Raw genomic sequence first — 20,539 nt, 5'->3', positions numbered from 1 at the left:
GGTGGGGGAGGGTCAGGGCCGGGCGATGCCTGCGACGAAGCGGGCGGTCAGGGCCGTGGGAGCGGTGATGGCGGTGCCGACGACGACGCTGTGCGCGCCGCGGCGCAGGGCCTCGGCCGCCTCCTGGGGGGTGTTGATACGGCCTTCGGCGACGACCGGGACGTCGAGCGCGGCGGACAGCGCGGCGACCAGATCGAGGTCGGGGCCGGTCTGCTTCGGGGTGCCGGGAACGTAGCCGGAGAGCGTCGTGGAGACGAAGTCCGCCCCCAGCCGGGCCGCCGCGACACCCTCTTCGAGGGTGGAGACATCGGCCATCACCAGGGCGCCGGCGGCGTGGACGGCCTCGACGAGATCGGCGAACGTCGAGCCGTCGGGGCGCGGCCGGTCGGTGGCGTCGGCGGCGACCACGGCCGCACCCGCCTCGGCGACCGCCAGGGCGTGCCGGACGGTCGGCGTGATGTACACCCCGATGTCGCCGTCCTTCCACAGACCGATGACCGGCAGGTCGACGGCCTCGACGATCGCGGCGACGACCGCCGGCTCGTTGGCCCGGATCGCGGCGCCGCCTCCGGCGACCGCCGACTGAGCGAGGCGCACCAGGGTGGCGCTCTCCCGCATCGGGTCGCCGGGCGGGGCCTGGCAGGACACGATCAGCTTGCCTTCGAGGAAGGCGGTCAGTTTCTGTGCGGTCATCGGTGAGCTCCCGGGTGGTGGAGGGGAAGGGTGGTGGTCAGGGCGGCCGCTCCGAGCACGGCCGCGTCGTGGCCGAGGAGCGGCGCCCGCGGTACGAGCCCGCGCAGCGGTGCCATCAGCTCCGAGGTGAAGGCGGCCCGCAGGGCGTCCTCGTACAGGGCGCCGATCCGCGGGACCCCGCCGCCGACGACGACCCGGTCGGGGCCGAAGGCGTTGGCGAGTCCGCCGAGCACATGGCCGGCGGCGGCCGCGCCGGTGGTGATGGCGGACACGGCGTCGGTGTCGCCCCGCGCGGCTCGCGAGGCGACGGTCTCCAGCCGGTCCACCGGGGCGCCGGTCAGCCGCTCGTAGTGGGCGGCGATACCGGGCCCGGAGGCGATGACCTCCAGGTGGCCGGTGGCGCCGCAGGTGCAGGGCAGCCCGGCGGCCTCGGGGCTGGGCAGATGGCCGAGGTGCCCGGCGATGCCGGACGCGCCGTGCAGCATCCGCCCGTCGACGGCGATCGCGCCGCCGACCCCGGTGCCGATGGCGGCGAAGAGCAGTGAGCCCTGCCCGGCGCCGTCCGCGACCAGCGCCGCGAGTTCCGGCCCGGCCGTGGCGCGTACGTCGTTGTCGCAGGCCACCGGGTACCCGGTACGGTCCGCGAGGCCGACGCCCAGAGCGGTGCCGGCCCAGCCGCGGATGGAGTCGGTGGCGCTGGTGACCATGCCGGTGCGGGGATCGATCACCCCGGCCGCCGCGATGCCGAGCACCGCGGCGGTGCGGCCGGGGTCGACCTCGGCCGCGGCGGCGGCGAGTGCGTCGAGTACCGCCGCCGCGCCGTCACGGGCCGGGGTGGGGCGGCTGTGCCGGGCCAGGACCGTGCCGTCGGCGCCGAGGAGCGCGGCGGCGATCTTCGTACCGCCGAGGTCGAGGCCGACGACCGGCCGCCCGGCCCGCGCTGTCCGAGCTGCCGAGGTCATCGGACCGGCGGCAGACCGGCGGCGCGCAGCAGTCCGGAGACCAGCGCGACGGATTCGGCGGACAGCTGGATCTGCGGGAACGCGGTGTCGCCGCAGTCGATGACGCCCAGCAGCCGGAGCGCCGACTTGAACGAGCCGAGCGCCGAGGAGCTGCGGCCCATGTCCGCCTCGGGGCCGACGTCGACCATGGCGAACAGCTCGATGAGCCGCTCCTGCTCCTTGGCGGCCAGCGTCCAGTCCCCGGCGCGCGCGGCCTCGTAGAGCCGCACATAGCCGGACGGGTCCACGTTGCCGATACCCGGCACGACGCCGTCGGCCCCGGCGAGCAGCGCCGCGTCCACCGTCAGCTCGGAACCGGTGAGGATGCTGAACTCCGGCACCGGACCCTGCGCGCGCCCCTCGCGGCCACCGAGCTCGACGACGAGCCGGCGCAGCCCGCCCTCGTCGCCGCTGCTGTCCTTGAGCCCGGCCAGCGTGCCGTCCTCGGCGAGCTCGCGGACCAGCGCGGCGGACAGTTTGCTGTGCACGGCGACCGGGATGTCGTACGCGAACAGCGGCAGGTCCACCTCGGCGCGCAGCCGGCGGAAGTGCCCGGCGATCTCCTTGCCGTGGGTGCGGGTGTAGAACGGCGCGGTCGCGACCAGTGCGTCCGCGCCCAGCTGGGCGGCGGACCTGGCATGCTCGACGACCCGGGCCGTGGTGGTGTCGATGACCCCGGCCAGCACCGGGACCCGGCCGTCGGTCGCGTTGACCACGGTCTCCAGGACCGTGGCGCGCTGTTCGTCGGTGAGGTAGGCGACCTCGCTGGTGGACCCGAGCGCGAAGAGTCCGTGCACGCCCCCGCCGATGAGGTGCTCGACGAGCCGGACGAGGGACGTGGTGTCGACCTCCCCGCGGGAGTCGAGCGGGGTGCAGACCGGCGGGACTACGCCGTGCAGCGGTGCGGTCAGAGACATGGTGGAGGCTCCAGCTGATCGGGATGCCGACCCGGGGCCTGTACGGCTACTCGGATCGAGACGTGAGACGTAAGATGTCCTATGTCTTGCTTCACCTTAAACAGATGCTCCTGTGACCGGTCAAGGGGCAACGGCACCTCAGGAGGACGTTGTGGCGCGGCCCACCATGGCTCAGGACATCGAGCGAAGGATCAAGGAACTGATCCTGGAACGCCGGCTCGCGCCGGGCGACGCACTGCCCACCGAGGCCGAGCTGATGGAGCTCTTCGGGGCCGGGCGGGTATCGGTGCGCGAGGCGCTCAAGTCGCTCCAGGCGGTCAACGTCGTCGAGATCCGGCGCGGGTTCGGCACCTTCGTCGGCTCGCTCTCCCTGTCCCCGTTCGCCGAGGGGCTCGCCTTCCGCGCGGCGGTCCGCCACCGCCAGGGTGAACCGGGCCTCGCCGAGCTGATGAAGGTGCGCGAGGCCCTGGAGGCGGGCCTGGTGGGCTCCGTCGCGGCCGGGGTCCCGGACGAGGACATCGAAGTGCTGCGCGCCCTGGTGGCGAAGATGGAGGAGGAGGCGGGCACCGGCCGGGTCGCCCGCGGCACCGACCGGGCCTTCCACCTCGCGCTGTACGCCTCGCTCGACAACCACCTGCTCAGCGAGGTGCTCGACGCCTTCTGGGCGGCGATGGACCGGGTTCGCGAGGACCTCGACGACGGCCACCAGGACCCATGGGTCACCTGCGCCCAGCACCGCGAGATCGTCGCGGCGGTGGCGGCGGCCGACGGCCTGCGCGCGGTAAGGGCGATGCGCACTCACTTCGACGGCATCCGCACCAGGCTGAGCCCGGCCTGAGCCGCGATCCGGCCGGCGGAACGATCAATCCCACTGATCAGGCCAAATGCTTTATTCGGCAAGGAATTTGATAGATCGTCACTGCGAGGACGGCGACATCGCTGTGATCGGACGCGACCTCACCGCCTCCCTCGGCACCCGCCTGCCGTACGGAGTCTCGATCGGCCTGGACGAACGCCTCGTGGTCATCCCCCGCAGCATGCTCATCGCGGCGAAGAGGGACATCCCCGGTGTTTGAGTGCTTGGAACAGGGCTCGCCTCCCGACGACCGCCCCTGAGCCCCGTCGCCGAAGCCTGCGGCAGGCCGAAGGCCGCGCGCCCCGTACGCGGCCGCCCCGCTCCCGTCAGCCCTCCGCCGCCCCGTACAGATAGCTGTCGGCGCCGTCCAGCGTCGCGCGTGACCACGTCGCCACGTCCGCCGGCCCCATCGCCGCCCAGTCCGGGGTCCGTTCGACCATCGCGTGCCCCAGTCTGCGGCCGAGGGCGACCAGTCTGGCTCCCTCGGGCGACCGCTCGGCGGTGTACGCGCGCAGCGCGTCGGCCGGGGAGGACGCCCCGCGCAGGACGCGTTCCAGGCAGAGCGCGTCCTGCAAGGCCTTGGTCGCGCCGCTGGCGGTGTGCGGTCTGGTGATGCTCGCCGCGTCGCCCGCCAGCAGGAACGGGGGGTCGGCCACCTGCGGGGCGTGGAAGTCGGTGACCGGGTGGTACGCCGTGGACGTGTGCTCGCCCCGGCCGACGAGAGCGGCCCAGTCCGCCGGGAAGTGCTCCTCGGCGATGTGCCGTACGTACGTCTCGTGCCCGGCGGTCCACGAGGCCGGGGGAGGGGAGCCGTAGACGGCGTAGGCCAGCAGCCGGGAGCCCGGCGCGGCGCCGGGGATCAGGTAGAAGACCCCGTGCCCGCCCCGGTATCCCAGTGTGATCCACGCGCCGCGCAGCAGTTGGAGCAGGTGCGGACGACCGGCGAGCGCGGTGAGCGGCAGGGTGCCCCGCCACACGGCGTACCCCGCCGGAACCGGCCGTACCCCCGGGGCGACGGTCTCCCGGGTGACGGACCGGGGGCCGTCCGCCCCGACGACGATGTCGTACACCTGCTCCGTGTCCGCCGTGCGGATCACCGCACCGCCCGAGGGGTGACGCCTCACCTCGGTGACGGGCTGCCCCCGGTGGTACCGCACGGCGCCCGCGGTGTTCGCGTGCAGGGTGCGCCACAGGAGACCCCAGTGACAGGCCGTCACCGCGGCTTCCTGGCGGGTCAGTTCACGCGCCGCTGCGCGCCCGCTCTGCCGGGTGAGCCAGACCCGGGAGGGCACCGGCGCCGTCGGCATCCCGGCGTCCAGATAGCCGGCCGCGACCAGCTCCCGGTGCAGCGCCGGCGGGATGACGATGCCGAACCCCCGGTCCTCCAGGGCCCCGTCGCTGCGCTCGTGGACCGTCACCTCCGCGCCGGCCCTGGCCCCGGCGATCGCCATGGCACACCCGGCGACGCTCCCGCCGATCACCCCGATGCGTAAAACCGATCCCGCCATGTGTCCGCCACCACTTCCCGGTTGCTCCGCCTGCCGCGCGTCGCACCCATTCAACGGCCGCGGGCCGGGGCACGTCCAACCGCCGTGCGGCGGCCGGACGTACGGGAATCGCCCGGGTTACGGAGCGACCGTCACCGTCGTACTGCCCTGGGCCTGCTTGCCGTCCGCCCGGTACGTCGCGGTGAGCGCGGCGCTGCCCGAGGCGCCGGCCGCGACGGTGACCGGGATGTTGATGTTGGCGCCCTGGCCGGGGTTCAGCGCGGGGATCGCGGTCTGCGCGGTGGTCCAGCCGCCCGGCACGGTCAGGTCGATCGTGCCCGCGCTCCGGCGTACGTCCATCCGGTTGACGACCCGGACCGTGACCTGGGCACTGGTCCCCGCCTTGAGCGAGGCGGGCGGGGTGATCGTGATGTCGGCGCAGGTGCCGCCCAGCCACTTCAGGTCGAACGAGTCGTACGTGATGTGCTCGGCGTTGCCGCGCTCGTACAGCAGCCCGAGCCTGCCGTCGGGCAGCCGGGTCAGCGTCGAGTAGGCCGCGGCGCCGGGGTCGACGACCTTCCTGATCGGCCAGGTCTTCCCGTTGTCGCAGGACATCTTGACGGTGAGGTTGCGCCGTGACCCGGTGTCCTCGGTGTTGCTGAACAGCAGCCAGGAGGACTGCGGGTCCGAGGCCGCGGCGTCGGGGGCGTACCGGATGACCGAGGCGTTGTTCGCCGGGTCGGGGAGCTCGGTGTCCTGGACGAACGGGGTGTAGGTGACCCCGCCGTCCGTGGAGTACGCGATCGTCCGGTACGGCGCCGACCGGTTGTTGAGCATGACCGTGCCGTCGTTCAGCTCGACGGTCTTGTTCTCGTCGCCGCCGGGGCCGACCGGCTTGCCCATCTTCCAGGTGGCGCCGTGGTCGTCGCTGTACGCGCTCGCCGCGTAGTTGGCGCCGTTGATACGGACGGCGTACTGCTGGATCAGCCGGCCCTTGTGGGCCCCGTTGCGCAGTTGGATGCCCTCGCCGGACGCGGCGAACATCCCGGCCCAGGCGGGGTCCTTGATCTGCTTGGTGATCCGGCGATGGGTCCAGGTCAGCCCGTCGTCGTCCGAGTAGCTGTAGTCGGCCTGGAGGACGTCGGGGTCGCTCTCGTCGTTTCCGGTGGACGAGCCGAAGAAGCCCTGGTTCACGCCGGCCGCGTAGAACAGGAAGATCCGTCCGGTGGTCCGGTCGACCAGCAGGCTCGGGTCCCCGTAGCCCTTGGGCGCGGCGTCCTTGCGGACCACCTGCTGCGCCTGCCAGGTCGTACCGCCGTCGGTGCTGCGCCGCAGTACGACGCCGATGTTGGAGGGCAGGTCACCGAGGGTGGGCCGGGCGTCGTAGGCCGCCAGCACGGTGCCCTTGACCGAGGTGGTCAGGGCCGGGATGCGGTAGTGGGGGGAGCCCACCCCGTCGACGGTCAGGTCCTGGGACGTGAGCGTGCCGGGTGTGGGTGACGCGGCCTGCGCGGTGCCGGTCACGGCGACCACCAGCATGGCGGCGCTGAGCAGGGCGACAGGGACAGTTCGCTGCATGGACGATCTCTCTTCTCGGAAGGGGTGGTGCTTCTCGAAGGGTGGGAGATTGGGGGGTGCGCCGGGATTACGGGATGTTCAGGGAGCAGACAGGGCTGTCTGCCTCGAAGATCCGCAGATCCTTGATCATTTTCCGTACGATGCGGTGATGGCCCCGCTGGTTGGGGTGGAGCCCGTCGCTGAGCAGGGACAGCGGTACCTGGCCGCCGTTGCCGTCCAGCCAGTCGTCGTAGTGGTCGATGAAGACCGCGTTCTGCTGCGCCGCGACCTCGCCCATGACCTGGGCGTACTGCGAAAGCCCCACTCGGCCGGGCCACTTCGCCGGATCGACCGGGTTGGGTGCCTGGAGGACCGGAACCGGGGAGCCTGGCAGTGCGCGTACCGAGCGCACCAGTGAGACGAGATTGGCCCGGTAGGTCTCGGGGCCGAGACCGGACGTCGCGATGTCGTTCGTCCCGATCATGACCGAGACGACCTGCGGCGAGAAGGCGGTGACCCGCTCGCCGAACTGTGCGACGAGTTCGGCGCTGGTGGCGCCGCTCACTCCGGAATCGATCACGAAGTCGCGGTTCTTCGGCTTGCCCAGCTCCCAGCGGACGCGTTCCGTCCAGTGCTCCGGGTAGCTGCGCCAGCCGTTGGTGTGCAGGGCGCCGTGGGTGATGCTGTCGCCGGTGATGACCCAGGTGGCCGGGGCGCTGCTGTTGAGGATCGTGGAGATCCGGCCCAGGTCCGCGAGGTCGGGGCGCGGGCACTGTGCGACCAGTTCGCTCTCGTTCAGCACCCGGTCCCAGACGGCGGCGCGCTCGACGGTGCCGGTGCAGAACCACTCGCCGCCGGGGTGATCGCTGTCGGTGTTGCGGCCCAGGGCGAGCGCGGTGAGCTTGGAGACGCTGCCGAAGAAGGCATGCCGCGCGGTCTCGAACACCACGCGTCCGCCGGCGTGCAGCTTGGTGCCGGAGGCGTTGACGGTGACGGCGACGGTGTGGCGCAGCCCGTCGTCGTAACGTGTCCTGGTCATGACATTCAGTAGTACCGATCCCTTCTCGCGTACGGAGAACTGGAGTGCGCCGCCACTCAGATTCAGGGTGATGTTGGAGGACGGGGCGGTGGGATCCGAGGCGCTGAACAGCGTCATCGCCTCGTTGTGACTGGTGGTGCGGAAGGTGACGACGATGGTTCCCGTGGTGAGCGGGGCGAGCACGCCGACCTGGTTCGACAGGTCGACGTACTCGCTGCCGTCCAGGTCCACGGGGGTGTCGTGGTCCAGGACCGGGCCGCTGCCCGCGGCGGCGGCGAAGGCGCGGCCGCCGAACTGGGTGCTCAGGGCCGCCGCGCCTGCGGCAAGAAGCATGGATCGTCTGCGCACGGAAGGTGCCTCCGGTCAGGAGTGTCCGGCCTGCCCCGACGGCAGACCGGCGAACAGGGTGCGCACCCAGGCCAGTTGCTCCCGCTGCTGGTACTCCGCCCCGCCCTCGTGCCCGTTGAACGCGTAGGTCCGCACGTCCTTGGGCCCGGCGTAGTTGTTGTAGGCGGAGAAGCAGGTGGAGGGCGGGCAGATCTCGTCCATCATGGCGATCGAGAACAGAGCGGGAGCCGTGGCCCGGGTGGCGTGCAGCGCCGCGTCGAAGTACGACAGGGTGGTGAAGACGGCTTCGGTGCGGTCGCGGTGGAGCTTCAGGTACTCGGCGATCTCGGTGAACGGCGGGCGCCCCGAAATCTCGGTCGCGCGAGGGAAGTTGCAGAGGAACGGCACGTCCGGCATGACCCCGGCCAGCCCCGGCACCAGCCCCGACACGGCCAGCGCGATACCCCCGCCCTGGCTCACCCCGGTGACGACGATCCGGTCCGGATCGACCTCGGGATGGCTGCGCATCGCCTCGACGCAGCGCACCGCGTCGGTGAACAGCCGCCGGTAGTAGTACGTTTCCGGGCTCTCGATGCCACGGGTGAGGAAGCCGGGGACGACTCCGGCCGCGCCGGCGTCCGAATCCGCGGTGTCACCGCCCGCCGCCGACCAGCCCTGGCCGCGGGTGTCCATGATCAGATGCGCGTGACCCGCCGACGCCCAGAGCAGGTTCTCGTGCGACAGGCCCCGGCCGCGCCCGTAGCCCAGGAACTCCACGACGCAGCCGAGTGGTTCGCTCGCCCCGACGGGCAACCGCAGCCAGCCGCGCACCGGTTGACCGGCGAAGCCGGGGACCGTCACGTCGTAGGTGCGGATCTGGGTGAGCCCCGTCTCCACCTCGGCGAACACCGGCTTCGGCGCCGGACCGGCTCCGTCCCCGGCTCCCGCTCCGTCCAGGGTCCGTGTCCAGAAGTCGTCGAAGTCCGCCGGGACGGGCAGCGTCGGCCGGTAGTCGCGGCAGTCCGCGAGCGAGAGGTCCGTCAACGGCATGGAGGTGCCCTCCTGGGAGCGCGGTGGGAAGTGCCGGGTGCGAGGTGAACGACAGGTCATCAGACGGATGACGTCAGATGTCCTGTCGGCACACGGACCCTAGGCAGCCCCTGCGGCGCTCGTCAAGGGTGCGCCGGGCCGGGTGCGAGAGGCACTGGGCCCGGCACGGTCGCCGCGTCGCAGGCGTCGGCGAGCGGTTCAGCCCTTGGCGCCGTCGCGGGTCCGAGCCTCGGAGATCCTGCGCCTGACCGGGGCGTAGTGCTCGCCGAGCGCCTGCATGAAACCGGTGGTGTCCCCGGCCCGCGCGGCGTCCACGATGTTCTGGTGCGCCGCGATCGTCGCCGTCTCGTCGGCCTGGGTGAATCCGTCGAGATGCGGCGCGACGATCGTGTACACGTCCCAGAAGGCCATCGAGAGCTGGCCGATCAGCTCGTTGCCCAGTGGGGCGACGAGCAGTGCGTGGAACGCCCGGTCGGCGTCCACGAATCCGTGCCCCTCCTGCGCCCCGGTCTCGCGCATGGTGGCCACCAGTCCGTCCAGCGCGTCGAGCTGCTCTTGCGTGAGCAGCGTGACGATCCGGTCGGCCATCCCGCGCTCGAAGAGCTCGCGCACGTCGACCAGGTCGGCCATCACCTGGAAGTCGTCGTCGGGGGAGAGCAGCCCGCGGAAGGTCAGGCTCTCCACCAGCGCCGACAGGCTCAGCCTGCCGACGTACGTGCCGTGCCCGTGGCGGACCTCGACGATGTCCAGCGCGTTGAGGATCTTGACGGCCTCGCGGACGCTGGAGCGGCTGGCGCCGAGGGCCTCGCACAGGGCGGGCTCGGTGGGCAGCGGGTCCCCGGGGCGGAGCCTTTCTTCGAGGATGTACCGCTTGATGCCGTCGACGACTTCCTGCCGGAGCAACTGCCGGCCGGGCCTCGTTCCGGACATATGTGAACTCCCCACCTCTTGACCCCTCTCGATTGTCAAGCTACGTTCCCACGCTATCAAGGCATCAGACATCTGACGTCTGATGCTTCAGGTTCCACGGTCCCCGTGAACCACCGATCCACCGCCCGTCTTCACCTCCGACGCCCCACCTCAAAGTCCCTGGAGGACCCGTGCCCGAGCTGAGATCAGCCGGTGTCGAGCGCCGCACCTTCCTGCGTTACACCAGTGCTGTCGGTGCTGCTGCCGCCATCACGGCGAGCCTTGCCGCCTGTGGCGGCCCGTCCTCGACCGCCGACGGATCGACGGACAAGGGCAGTGGCAGCGACCTCATCGAGGCCGGTCTGTCCTACCCGCTGTCGACCGGCTTCGACCCGATGACCACCTCGGGCGCGACCCCGTACGCCGCCAATATGCACATCTTCGAGGGCCTGGTCGATCTCGATCCGGTAACGCTCGTGGCCCGCCCCGCGCTCGCCACCGAGATGCCGAAGAAGATCAACGCCACCACCTACCGGGCGACGCTGCGCAAGGGGGCGACCTTCCACGACGGATCGGCCGTCACCGCCGACGACGTGGTGTTCAGCTTCGAACGCATCCTCGACCCGAAGAACGCCTCGCTGATGGCGCAGTTCGTGCCCTTCATCGACACGGTCAAGGCCGTCGACGCCGGCACGGTCGAGTTCAAGCTCAAGTACCCCTTCGCGCTCTTCCCGTCCCGCATAGCCGTGGCCCGGATCGTCCCGAAGAAGATCGTGGCGGCCGACCCCAAGGCCTTCGACGCCAAGCCGGTCGGCTCGGGCCCGTACAAGTTCGTCTCGGCCACCCGCGAGGACAAGATCGTCTTCGAGGCGTACGACAAGTACAACGGCGCCCACCCCGCCAAGGCCAAGAAGATGATCTGGCGGCTGATGTCCGACCAGTCGGCTCGCGTCAGCGCCATGCAGTCGAACCGCGTCCAGGCCATCGAGGACGTCCCGTACATCGACGTCAAGAGCCTCTCGGCGAGCGCGAAGACCGAGTCCGTCCAGTCCTTCGGGCTGCTCTTCCTGATGTTCAACACCGCCGACAAGCGGTTCGCCGACAAGCGGGTGCGCCAGGCGCTGTTCTACGCCCTGGACACCGAGAAGATCATCTCCACCGCGATGGTCGGCAACGCGGTGGCGGCCACCGGCTATGTGCCGGCCACCCACCCCGAGTACCACAAGGCCGCCACGGTCTACACGCACAACCTGGCCAAGGCGAAGGAACTCCTCGCAGACGCGGGCGTCAAGGACCTCAGCTTCACCGTCCTCACCACCGACACCGGCTGGGTCAAGGACATCGCCCCGCTGCTGAAGGAGAGCTGGGCGGCCGCGGGCATCAAGGCCACCCTCAGCATCGCCCAGTCCGCGGCACAGTACGCCAAGGTCGACAAGGGCGACTTCGAGGTCCTCGTCGCCCCCGGCGACCCGTCGGTCTTCGGCAACGACACGGACCTGCTGCTGCGCTGGTTCTACTACGGCTTCTGGCCGGAGAACCGCTACGGCTGGAGCAAGTCCGCCGCGTACAAGAAGGTCAAGCAGACCCTCGACAAGGCCGCCCAGGCGAGCGACGAGGCGAAGCGCAAGGAGCTGTGGGGCGAGGTCACCGACCTCGTCGCCGAAGAGGCCGCGCTCTACCCGATCCTGCACCGCAAGCTTCCCACCGCCTGGAACGAGAAGGCGCTGCCCGGCTTCAAGCCGCTGCCCACCACGGGCCTGTCCTTCCTGGACGTCAGCCCCGCCTGACCGCCGCCACCGGGCCGCCGGCTGACACCGGCCCGTTGATCCGGCGGCCGCCGGATCACGCCCCGCCCCGGCGCCGCTCACCCGGCGCCCGATAGCCCGGTCCGGGACACCGAACATCCCAGCTGTCCCGGACCGGCCCGCCCAACCGCAAGGAACCCGACGATGGTTGCTTTTCTCCGGCTCGCGCTGCGCCGCGTCGCGATGATGCCGGTGATGATCCTCGGTATCGCGCTGCTCGTCTTCGTGGTGCTGCAGTTCTCGCCGGTCGACCCGGCCTTCAACGCGCTGGGGGAGAGCTCCACTCCCGAAGCCCGCGCGGCCTTCTCCGAGGCGAACGGTCTCAACGACCCGCTGCCCGTCCGCTACTTCCGCTTCCTCGGCCAGCTGATCCACCTGGACCTCGGGACCACCGTCCCGCCGAGCCAGCCCGTCATCGACCGGATCACCGCCGCCTTCCCGCTCACGCTCCAGCTCACCGTCCTCGGACTGATCCTCGCGCTCATCATGGCCGTACTCGGCGGCGTCCTCGGAGCGATGTACCGCGACCGCTGGCCCGACCAGCTGTTCCGGGTGCTCTCCATGGCCGGGGTCGCCATCCCGTCGTTCTGGCTCGGTGTCCTGCTCATCCAGCAGTTCGCACTGAACACCCCGATCTTCCCGACCGGCGGCTACACCAACCCGGCGGACTCCTTCGGCGGCTGGCTCCGAACCATGGCGCTGCCCGCCTTCTCGCTCGCCGTGCCCGTCGCGGCGTCACTCGCCCGGCTCGTCCGCACCTCGATGGTCGCCGAACTCGACCGCGACTACGTCCGTACCGCACGCGGCAACGGCCTGCCGGTGTTCCTGGTGATCCGCTCGGTGCTGCGCAACGCGCTCGTCACCCCGCTCACCGTGCTCGGCGTCAAGGTCGGCTACCTGCTCAGCGGCGCCGTCGTCATCGAAGCGATCTTCGACCTGCCCGGCATGGGCAAGCTCATCCTCGAAGGTGTCACCGGCGGCGATGTCGCCCTGGTCCAGGGCACCGTACTGACCATCGCCATCGCGTTCCTGGTGGTCAACGTCATCGTCGACCTGCTCTATCTGCTGGTCAACCCGCGCATCAGGACGGTGTGACATGTTCACCACGGGCCGTCTGGCCAACAAGCTGTCCCGACCGGGCATCGCGTTCCGCGCCCTCCCGGTCACCTCCCGCGTCGCGCTCTGCGTGCTGCTCCTCGTCATCCTCGGCGCGGTGTTCGCCCCGCTGCTCACCCAGGACCCGCTCACCACCGGCACCCCGGTGCAGGCTCCGGGCGCCGACCACTGGTTCGGCACCGACCGGGCCGGCCGCGACGTCTTCGCCCGCGTCGTGCACGGCTCGCGCTACTCGCTGATCATCGGACTCGGCTCGACCGCCCTGGCCCTGATCGCCGGGGCACTGCTCGGCGCACTCGCCGCCACCTCGCGCAAGCTCGGCGACGAGTCCGTGATGCGCACCCTCGACGTGGTGATGTCGTTCCCGCCGATCGCCCTGGCCGCCGTCCTCGTCGCGGTCTTCGGCACCAGCATCCCGGTCATCATCTTCACCATCGCCTTCGTCTACACCCCGTCGCTGGCCCGCGTGGTCCGCGCCAACGTCCTCTCCCAGTACGGCGAGGACTACGTCGCGGCCGAGAAGGTCATCGGCGCCCGGCGCGGCTACATCGTGCTGCGCCACGTCGCCGTCAACTGCATGGCGCCGGTCATGGTGTTCGCCACCGTGATGGTGGCCGAGGCGATCATCTTCGAGGCGAGCCTCTCCTTCATCGGCGCCGGTGTGCAGGACCCCGACCCCAGCTGGGGCAGCGTCCTGGCCTACGGCCGGCAGATCCTCCTCGCGGGCGGCTGGTGGGCCACGTTCTTCCCGGGCCTCGCCCTGCTGGTCACCGTGCTCGCGCTGAACATCCTCTCCGAGGGCCTCACCGACGCCTCGGCGGCCCCGAAGAAGGCCCGTGCCGGCGCGGACCCCGCCCACACCACCACGGCACCGGACCCGGTGGAGGCCCGCTCCACCGTCGACATCGACGCCGCCCTCACCAAGCTCGCGGAGCGCATCCACGCCAACGGACCGGCACTCACCCCGGTACCGCAGGACGCCGCCGAACTCCTGGTCGTACGGGACCTCGCCATCCGCTTCCCCGACCGGTACGGCACCATCCCGGTCGTCGACTCCCTGGACTTCACCGTCCACGAGGGCGAAACCCTCGGCCTGGTCGGTGAGTCCGGCTGCGGCAAGTCCATCACCAGCCTCGCCGTCATGGGCCTGCTCGCCCGCAACGCCGAGGTCAGCGGCGAGATCCTCTACCGCGGCCGGGACCTGCTGAAGCTCCCGCCGAAGGAACGCCGCGCCCTGATGGGCCCCGAGATCGCGATGGTCTACCAGGACGCGCTCTCCTCCCTCAACCCGTCCGTGCTCGTGGGCACCCAGCTCAAGCAGCTCACCTCGCGAGGCGGCACGAAGACCCCGGCCGAACTCCTCGGCCTGGTCGGCCTCGCACCCGAACGCACCCTGCGCAGCTACCCGCACGAGCTCTCCGGCGGCCAGCGCCAGCGCGTCCTGATCGCCATGGCCCTGTCCCGCAGCCCCCGCCTGCTCATCGCGGACGAACCGACCACCGCCCTCGACGTCACCGTCCAGGCCCAGGTCGTCGAACTCCTCGTCCGGCTGCGCGACGAACTCGGCTTCGCGATGGTGCTCGTCAGCCATGACCTCGCCCTCGTCGGTGACCTGTCGCACCGCGTCGCGGTGATGTACGCGGGCCGGCTGGCCGAGATCGGCGACACCCGGTCCGTACTCACCGCCCCCACCCACCACTACAGCCGCGGCCTGCTCGGCTCGGTCGTCTCCCTGGAGGCGGGCGCCGAACGGCTCCACCAGATCCGCGGCGTCGTCCCGGCGCCACAGGGCTTCGGCGAGGGCTGCCGGTTCGCCTCGCGCTGCGGCGCGGCCACCGAACTGTGCCGCACCACCACCCCCGCACTCACCGCACGCGGCAGCGCGCACGACCACGGCTTCGCCTGCCACCACCCGGCGAAGGCCGCACAGCTGGAAGGGAGCGCCCTGTGATCAGGCTCGACGGCGTCCACGTACGCCACAAGGCACGCAGCGGAGGCGTGTTCCGCCGCGACGCCGTGCACGCCCTCACCGACGCGAGCCTGGAGGTCAAGCGCGGCGAGATCGTCGGCCTGGTCGGGGAGTCCGGCTGCGGCAAGTCGACGATGGCCCGGGTGCTGACCGGTCTGCAGAAGCCCACCGAGGGCACGGTCACCTTCCACGGCAAGGACCTGTGGGAGATGTCCGGGACCCAGCGGCGCGACGACTTCGGCTCCGCCGTCGGCGTCGTCTTCCAGGACCCCTCGACCGCCCTCAACCCCCGGCTCACGGTCCGCCAGATCCTGCGCGACCCGCTCGACGTGCACCGCCGCGGCACCCGCGAGGAGCGCGAGACACGCGTCGAGGAACTCCTCGACCTGGTCGGCCTCCCCGGCCACACCCTGGCCGCACTGCCCGGACAGCTCTCCGGCGGCCAGCGCCAGCGCGTCGCCATCGCCCGCGCCCTGGCGCTCGAACCGGAGCTGATCGTCGCCGACGAACCGACGTCCGCGCTCGACGTCTCGGTCCGCGCGCAGGTCCTCAACCTCCTGGTGGACCTGCGCGAACGGCTCGGCCTCGGCATGGTGTTCATCTCGCACGACATCCAGACCGTGCGTTACCTCGCCGACCGCATCGCCGTCCTCTACCTCGGCCGCATCGTCGAGGAGGGGCGCGCGGCGGATGTCGCGGGCGCCCCCTCGCACCCGTACACCGAGGCACTGCTCTCCGCGACCCCCAGCCTGCTGGAGACCACCGAGCGCATCGTGCTCACCGGCCCGGTCCCCTCGGCGACCAACCCGCCGACCGGCTGCCCGTTCCGCACCCGCTGCTGGAAGGCGGACGACGCGTGCGCCACGGTCTTCCCGGTCCGCACCGACGGCCCCGACGGACACCGCTGGCACTGCGTCCACCCCCAGACCCCCGCGTCCCCCTCCGGGGACCCGACCCCCGTACCGTCCGCAAGGAGCACCGCATGACCGCCCGAACCCCCCGCTATTCGGGAGTGATCCCGCCCGTCGTCACCCCGCTCACCGCGGACGGCGAGCTCGACCGCCCCTCCCTGGAGCGGGTCGTGGGGCATCTTCTCGACGGTGGTGTCAGCGGGCTGTTCGCCCTCGGCAGCTCCGGCGAGACCGCCTATCTGACGCCCGGACAGCAGGACCAGGTCATCGAGGTCATCACGGCGGCAGCCGCGGGCCAGGTGCCGGTCCTCGTCGGAGCGATCGAGACCACCACCAACCGGGCCATCGAGCGCGCCAACCGCGCCGCCGAGCTCGGTGCGGACGCCGTCGTCGTCACCGCGCCGTTCTACACCCGCACCCACGACCTCGAGATCGACCGCCACTTCAGGGACGTCGCGGCAGCCGTCGACCTGCCGCTCCTGGCGTACGACGTGCCGGTCTGCGTCCACAGCAAGCTCGACCCGGAACTGCTGCTGCCGCTGGCGGCCGACGGGGTCCTGGCCGGAGTGAAGGACTCCAGCGGCGACGACGGCTCGTTCCGGCGGCTCGTCATCGGCGCCCGGGAACTGCCCGGGTTCTCCGTGCTCACCGGCCATGAGCTGGTCGTCGACTCGATGATGCTCGGCGGCGCCGACGGCTCGGTCCCCGGGCTCGGCAACGTCGACCCGCACGGGTACGTACGCCTCCACGAGGCCGCGGTACGCGGTGACTGGGCCGCGGCGACGGCCGAACAGGACCGCCTCGTCGCGCTCTTCGACATCATCCGCGCCGCCCGTCCGGGAACCGCCTCCGCCACCGCCGCCGGACTCGGCGCGTTCAAGACCGCGCTCATGCTGCGCGGGATCATCGCCACCAATGTGATGAGCCCGCCGATGCGCCCGCTGGACGCGGCGGAGACGGCGACGATCGCCGGGTGCCTGGACCGCGCGGGGCTCTCCAGGGCCTGACGGACCCGTCCCGTCGCACGGACGGGGACGACGAAGGGTCCGGCCGGACAGCTTGGGCTGTCCGGCCGGACCTCTTCAGTGCGCGGGGTGTGTCAGCTCTGCGACTTGCGGCTGCGGCGCATCAGCAGGCCGCCACCGAGCACCATCGCGGCGCTGGCGCCACCGGCGATGCCCAGGTTGCTGTTCGCACCGGTGTGCGCCATCTGCGGCGGCTTGTGGTGGTGCGCCGGCTTGTGGGGGTGCCAGGCGTGCGTCGGCGGGTTGTGGGTGGGCGGGTTGTGGGTCGGCGGGGTGTGCGTGGGCGGGTTGTGGTGCGGGGGGTTGTGGTGCGGCGGGTTGTGGGTGGGAGGGGTGTGGGTCGGCGGGTTGTGGTGGTGGCCGGGAGGGCAGTCGCCGTTGTGGTGGTGATGGCCCGTCTTCGGCGGCGTCGGGGGCTGGTGGTGGGTCGGCGGCTGGTGATGCGTCGGCGGCTTGTGGTGTGCCGGGGGCTTCGGGGTCTCGGTCCCGCCCTCGCCGTTCTCGCACTCGTTGCCGAACGCGGGGTTCAGCAGGCCGACCACGTCGACCGTGTTGCCGCAGGCGTTGACCGGGATGTCCACCGGAGCCTGGATCAGGTTGCCCGACAGTACGCCGGGGGAGTTGGCCGCGACGCCACTGGCGCTCGCGCCCTGGGCATCGCCGCTGCCCGATCCGCCGTCGGCGTTCTCGCACTCGTTGCCGAATGCCGGGTTCAGCAGGCCGACCACGTCGACCGTGTTGCCGCAGACGTTGACGGGCACGTGCACAGGCACCTGCACGGCGTTGCCCGAACCGACCCCGGGTGAACCGATGGCGGCGCCGTCGGCCGAGGCGTCCGCGAAGGCGTAGCCGCCTGAGGCGGTCAGGATGCCTGACGCCGCCGCCATGACGAGCACGCTTTTACTCAAGGCTTTTCGCATTGGTTGCCCTTCCTTAGGACTTTTCGCGCGGGCGCGTTGCCCGCAGTTCATTCATCAGCCGGCAGCAACCGTCGGGCATGCCACTACTGCTGGGTGAGCGTCCCGTCGGGCGGGCTTGACTCCACCCATAACGACGCGCGTGTGGCGGGGAAACGTGGAATCCGTGTAAATCATGTGACCACTCGGACGGACTACGTATAGATGTTCGTTTCCGGGATTCGGCGCATCGGGTCGCAGGCTACGCCGAGTGGTGGACTGTTGAGGTTTGAATCAAAGCCCGCACCCACCGAATGCGCCGCGGATTACCCGGCCTCTTTCGCACGGATGTCCGTGAAGCCCCGGCATTCGGGTGAATGGACATAACCAAACGTCCGGAAGCGAGTTGGTCAGTGCGCTCCGGTACGGGGCATCCAGTACGAGAAGGGTTCATCGTGATCAAGAAGGTCCTGGCTACGGGTGCCGTTGCCGCCTCCATCCTCGGTCTCGGCGCCGCGCAGGCAATGGCCATCGGCAACGACGGCGGCACCACGTCGGTCAACGGCAACGGCGCCTCGCAGTCCTTCGGCAACGCCGAGACCCACGGCGACGGCAGCCCGCAGTTCGGTCTGGTCCAGGGCTCGCTCAACAAGCCCTGCATCGGTCTGCCGGCCAAGGCCAACGTCGGTTCGCTGATCGGTCTCATCCCGATCGCGGTCCAGGACGTCAACGTCCTGTCGTCGCCGCAGAACCAGCAGTGCACCGAGAACTCCACCCAGGCCAAGGGCGACGAGGCGCTGTCGCACATCCTGGACGGCATTCCGGTCCTCTCCGGCAACGGTGCCGGCAACAGCTGATCCAGCTGTGCTCAGGCCCGAGCCGCGGGCGTTCCTCCTCCGAGCGGCTCGGGCCTGATGCTGTCCTCCCTAGGTCCGCCCGCGCACGGTCCGGTGATCGCGACGGTGACGTCGCGTGATCGGAACTGCGTCATTCGGGCGGACTTTGAAGAATCTTCGTCTCGAAGAGTTTCGCTTACCGTCTTAAATCGTTACGAATTACAGCGGCGGAGTTACGAGTGATCAGAACCCGCGCTCGTGCGGCACGAAATTCGTCGCCGCTACGGACTCCGTCAAAGAAAGGGTTGAAAGTGAAGTACACCAAGATTGCCGCCGTCGCCGCCGGAACCCTCATGGCGATGGGTGCCGCCGCCCCGGCGTTCGCCGACTCCGGCGCCGAGGGTGCGGCCGTGGGCTCCCCGGGCGTCCTGTCCGGCAACGTCATCCAGGTCCCGATCCACGTGCCGATCAACCTGTGCGGCAACACCGTGAACGTGATCGGTCTGCTGAACCCGGCGTTCGGCAACACCTGCGTCAACGCCTGATCTCTGTACCGCCGGGACCTGTCCCGGCACCGGTCTGCCCCGGATCGCATCTGTTGCGATCCGGGGCTTTCCTCTTTCCTGCGGTCTCCGTCCCGGGAGTTCGCGGCCCTGCCCGGACGCGGTGGAAAGGCCTGAGCCATTTCCACCGGCCCGGGGCGCGGTGCGCCGGCGGCTGGGGGCTGACATCCGGGCGGGCGCGCGGAACGGAGCACCGACAGTGCACCACCGATGTGCGTCCGCTGTCCCGCAGTCACACCCGATTCAGTGATTAGTCATGCAATCGATCGAGTGGTCCTGTGAGTCGTTCCGAGAAAAGCCGGAAGCTCCAGTTGCCCGGCCGCAATCGGCTCGTTAGCCATGAGGAAAGCGGCAGAAGTCACAGCTAAAGAAGGCTGGTGCGGAGCGCGGGGACGCGACCGAAACGGCTGCCGCTGCAGAAGGGAACCTGAAAGTGAAGTACGCGAAGACTGCCGCGTTCGTCGCCGGCTCCGTGGTCGCTCTCGGAACGGCTGCTCCCGCCTTCGCCGTTACCACCGCCACGGCTCCGAACTTCAGCCTCGACGGCGGTGTCAACCAGGTGGTTGCGGCGGCCCCGCAGGCCGTCGACCCGATCGTCGACACCGTCGGCGGCGCCGCCGACGCGCTGCAGAAGGACGGCACCGTCACCAAGCTCGCCGGCCAGGCCACCGGCGCGGCCAAGGGTGCCGCCCCGCTCGTGGGCGGTCTTCCGCTCGGTGGCTGACCCGTCCCAGGACGGCGGTTCACGGTCCAGAGCGTTCCGCGTCTCTCCGGTGCCGTACCTCCCGTGAACCGACGGATGGCAGAAGCACCGTTCGAGTGAAGCGCCACAACCATTCCCGCCGCCGCGAGTTGATCAAAGCGCTCAGGACAGCGGGCAACAGGCAACCCCAGAAGGGCTATTCAATGATCAAGAAGATTATGGCGTCGGCAGCCGTCGCTGCCTCCATCGTCGGCGTCTCCGCCGCGGTGGCTCCCTCGGCCATGGCGATCGGCAACGACCAGGGCACCACGTCGGTCAACGGCAACGGTGCCATGCAGTCGTACGGCAACTCCGCCACCCACGGTGACTGGAGCCCGCAGTTCGCCCTCATCCAGGGTTCGCTCAACAAGCCCTGCATCGCCCTGCCCGCCAAGGTCAACGCCGGTTCGCTGCTCGGTGTCGTGCCGGTCTCGGTCCAGGACCTCAACGTCCTGTCGTCGCCGCAGAACCAGCAGTGCACCGAGAACTCCACCCAGGCCAAGGGTGACGAGGCGCTGTCGCACATCCTGGACAACATCCCGATCCTGTCCGGCAACGGTGCCGCCAACGACTAGGGCGTGTTTCGAAAGTCCCGCCTGCCCGGCGGTGTCCGGCACGCACGCTCGGCGCGTTGTCGGGATCGCCCGATACAACCAGTATCGGGGCGACCCTCCGCCTTGCGATCGCACGCACCGGACACCGCCGGGCCCGCCTTCGGGCGGACGGCGCTACTTTCGAAAAACGCCCTAAGGGCTGTCCCGCAATTGCTGGTGGAACAGCGCGCGGCGTCAGATGCGGTGCATCGCAAGGCGGAGGGACGCCCGAATACTGGATGTATTC

General features: G+C 70.6%; 20 protein-coding genes. 11 read left to right on the top strand and 9 right to left on the bottom strand.

The features are described from left to right. Positions 1 to 12: 12 nt before the first annotated feature. From AB0I52_RS30840 to AB0I52_RS30830, 3 genes are read right to left on the bottom strand one after another with little or no spacing between them, the layout of a single operon-like run. Positions 13 to 693: an N-acetylmannosamine-6-phosphate 2-epimerase gene (locus tag AB0I52_RS30840; protein ID WP_363078167.1), complete on the bottom strand. Its 681-nt coding sequence runs from the start codon at positions 691 to 693 to the stop codon at positions 13 to 15. Beyond that, positions 690 to 1,655, bottom strand: coding sequence for an ROK family protein (locus AB0I52_RS30835; protein ID WP_363078165.1), 966 nt, complete (start codon positions 1,653 to 1,655; stop codon positions 690 to 692). Before AB0I52_RS30835 ends, AB0I52_RS30840 begins: the two co-directional genes overlap by 4 nt. After that, positions 1,652 to 2,611, bottom strand: a complete 960-nt coding sequence (locus AB0I52_RS30830; protein WP_363078163.1) for a dihydrodipicolinate synthase family protein — start codon at positions 2,609 to 2,611, stop codon at positions 1,652 to 1,654. Before AB0I52_RS30830 ends, AB0I52_RS30835 begins: the two co-directional genes overlap by 4 nt. A 151-nt stretch (positions 2,612 to 2,762) precedes the next feature. Here AB0I52_RS30830 and AB0I52_RS30825 point away from each other — a divergent pair, with 151 nt between their 5' ends. Then, the gene (locus AB0I52_RS30825; protein ID WP_363078161.1) at positions 2,763 to 3,449 is read left to right on the top strand and encodes a FadR/GntR family transcriptional regulator; all 687 of its coding nucleotides are present in this window, start codon (positions 2,763 to 2,765) and stop codon (positions 3,447 to 3,449) included. Positions 3,450 to 3,516: 67 nt separating this feature from the next. Continuing rightward, on the top strand, positions 3,517 to 3,687 hold the full coding sequence (locus tag AB0I52_RS30820; protein ID WP_363078187.1) for a hypothetical protein: 171 nt from the start codon (positions 3,517 to 3,519) through the stop codon (positions 3,685 to 3,687). A 106-nt stretch (positions 3,688 to 3,793) separates the two neighbouring features. Here the strand turns inward: AB0I52_RS30820 and AB0I52_RS30815 are convergent, their stop codons facing one another. From AB0I52_RS30815 to AB0I52_RS30795, 5 genes are all read right to left on the bottom strand, one after another. Next, positions 3,794 to 4,975: an FAD-dependent monooxygenase gene (locus tag AB0I52_RS30815; RefSeq protein ID WP_363078159.1), complete on the bottom strand. Its 1,182-nt coding sequence runs from the start codon at positions 4,973 to 4,975 to the stop codon at positions 3,794 to 3,796. A gap of 117 nt (positions 4,976 to 5,092) precedes the next feature. Continuing rightward, a complete protein-coding gene (locus tag AB0I52_RS30810) occupies positions 5,093 to 6,532 on the bottom strand; it encodes a sialidase family protein (protein ID WP_363078157.1) in 1,440 nt (479 codons plus the stop codon). Positions 6,533 to 6,599: 67 nt separating this feature from the next. Continuing rightward, positions 6,600 to 7,883, bottom strand: coding sequence for a GDSL-type esterase/lipase family protein (locus AB0I52_RS30805; protein ID WP_363078155.1), 1,284 nt, complete (start codon positions 7,881 to 7,883; stop codon positions 6,600 to 6,602). 30 nt (positions 7,884 to 7,913) lie between these two features. Beyond that, on the bottom strand, positions 7,914 to 8,927 hold the full coding sequence (locus AB0I52_RS30800; protein WP_363078153.1) for an acetylxylan esterase: 1,014 nt from the start codon (positions 8,925 to 8,927) through the stop codon (positions 7,914 to 7,916). A 198-nt stretch (positions 8,928 to 9,125) separates the two neighbouring features. Then, positions 9,126 to 9,857: a FadR/GntR family transcriptional regulator gene (locus AB0I52_RS30795; RefSeq protein ID WP_363078151.1), complete on the bottom strand. Its 732-nt coding sequence runs from the start codon at positions 9,855 to 9,857 to the stop codon at positions 9,126 to 9,128. 170 nt (positions 9,858 to 10,027) lie between these two features. Between AB0I52_RS30795 and AB0I52_RS30790 the strand changes: the two genes are divergently transcribed. The 5 genes from AB0I52_RS30790 to AB0I52_RS30770 all read left to right on the top strand — a co-directional run bounded on the left by AB0I52_RS30790 (position 10,028) and on the right by AB0I52_RS30770 (position 16,644). Further along, on the top strand, positions 10,028 to 11,623 hold the full coding sequence (locus AB0I52_RS30790; protein ID WP_363078149.1) for an ABC transporter substrate-binding protein: 1,596 nt from the start codon (positions 10,028 to 10,030) through the stop codon (positions 11,621 to 11,623). A 162-nt stretch (positions 11,624 to 11,785) separates the two neighbouring features. Continuing rightward, complete coding sequence (locus AB0I52_RS30785) at positions 11,786 to 12,736, top strand: ABC transporter permease (RefSeq protein WP_363078147.1); 951 nt, start codon at positions 11,786 to 11,788, stop codon at positions 12,734 to 12,736. Between the two features lies 1 nt (position 12,737). Then, complete coding sequence (locus tag AB0I52_RS30780; RefSeq protein WP_363078145.1) at positions 12,738 to 14,708, top strand: dipeptide/oligopeptide/nickel ABC transporter permease/ATP-binding protein; 1,971 nt, start codon at positions 12,738 to 12,740, stop codon at positions 14,706 to 14,708. Beyond that, positions 14,705 to 15,712, top strand: coding sequence for an ABC transporter ATP-binding protein (locus AB0I52_RS30775; protein WP_363078143.1), 1,008 nt, complete (start codon positions 14,705 to 14,707; stop codon positions 15,710 to 15,712). Before AB0I52_RS30780 ends, AB0I52_RS30775 begins: the two co-directional genes overlap by 4 nt. Then, on the top strand, positions 15,709 to 16,644 hold the full coding sequence (locus AB0I52_RS30770) for a dihydrodipicolinate synthase family protein (protein ID WP_363078141.1): 936 nt from the start codon (positions 15,709 to 15,711) through the stop codon (positions 16,642 to 16,644). The genes AB0I52_RS30775 and AB0I52_RS30770 overlap by 4 nt, the downstream gene beginning before the upstream one ends. 92 nt (positions 16,645 to 16,736) lie before the next feature. Here the strand turns inward: AB0I52_RS30770 and AB0I52_RS30765 are convergent, their stop codons facing one another. Further along, on the bottom strand, positions 16,737 to 17,582 hold the full coding sequence (locus AB0I52_RS30765; RefSeq protein WP_363078139.1) for a chaplin: 846 nt from the start codon (positions 17,580 to 17,582) through the stop codon (positions 16,737 to 16,739). A gap of 431 nt (positions 17,583 to 18,013) precedes the next feature. On the opposite strand from AB0I52_RS30765, the gene AB0I52_RS30760 reads away from it, so the two are divergent. From AB0I52_RS30760 to AB0I52_RS30745, 4 genes are all read left to right on the top strand, one after another. Next, positions 18,014 to 18,415: a rodlin gene (locus tag AB0I52_RS30760; protein WP_363078137.1), complete on the top strand. Its 402-nt coding sequence runs from the start codon at positions 18,014 to 18,016 to the stop codon at positions 18,413 to 18,415. 290 nt (positions 18,416 to 18,705) lie between these two features. Beyond that, positions 18,706 to 18,939 carry a chaplin gene (locus AB0I52_RS30755; protein ID WP_363078135.1) on the top strand — a complete coding sequence of 78 codons (234 nt, stop codon included), beginning with the start codon at positions 18,706 to 18,708 and terminating at the stop codon, positions 18,937 to 18,939. Positions 18,940 to 19,390: 451 nt separating this feature from the next. After that, positions 19,391 to 19,681 carry a hypothetical protein gene (locus tag AB0I52_RS30750; protein WP_363078133.1) on the top strand — a complete coding sequence of 97 codons (291 nt, stop codon included), beginning with the start codon at positions 19,391 to 19,393 and terminating at the stop codon, positions 19,679 to 19,681. A 182-nt stretch (positions 19,682 to 19,863) separates the two neighbouring features. Further along, positions 19,864 to 20,274: a rodlin gene (locus AB0I52_RS30745; protein ID WP_363078131.1), complete on the top strand. Its 411-nt coding sequence runs from the start codon at positions 19,864 to 19,866 to the stop codon at positions 20,272 to 20,274. Positions 20,275 to 20,539 lie beyond the last annotated feature (265 nt).

Source organism: Streptomyces sp. NPDC050423 (genome assembly GCF_040655445.1).
In the GTDB taxonomy this organism is placed as follows: domain Bacteria; phylum Actinomycetota; class Actinomycetes; order Streptomycetales; family Streptomycetaceae; genus Streptomyces.
The sequence above is the reverse complement of the archived record's forward strand: the minus strand, read 5'-3'. Positions and strand labels throughout refer to the sequence as shown.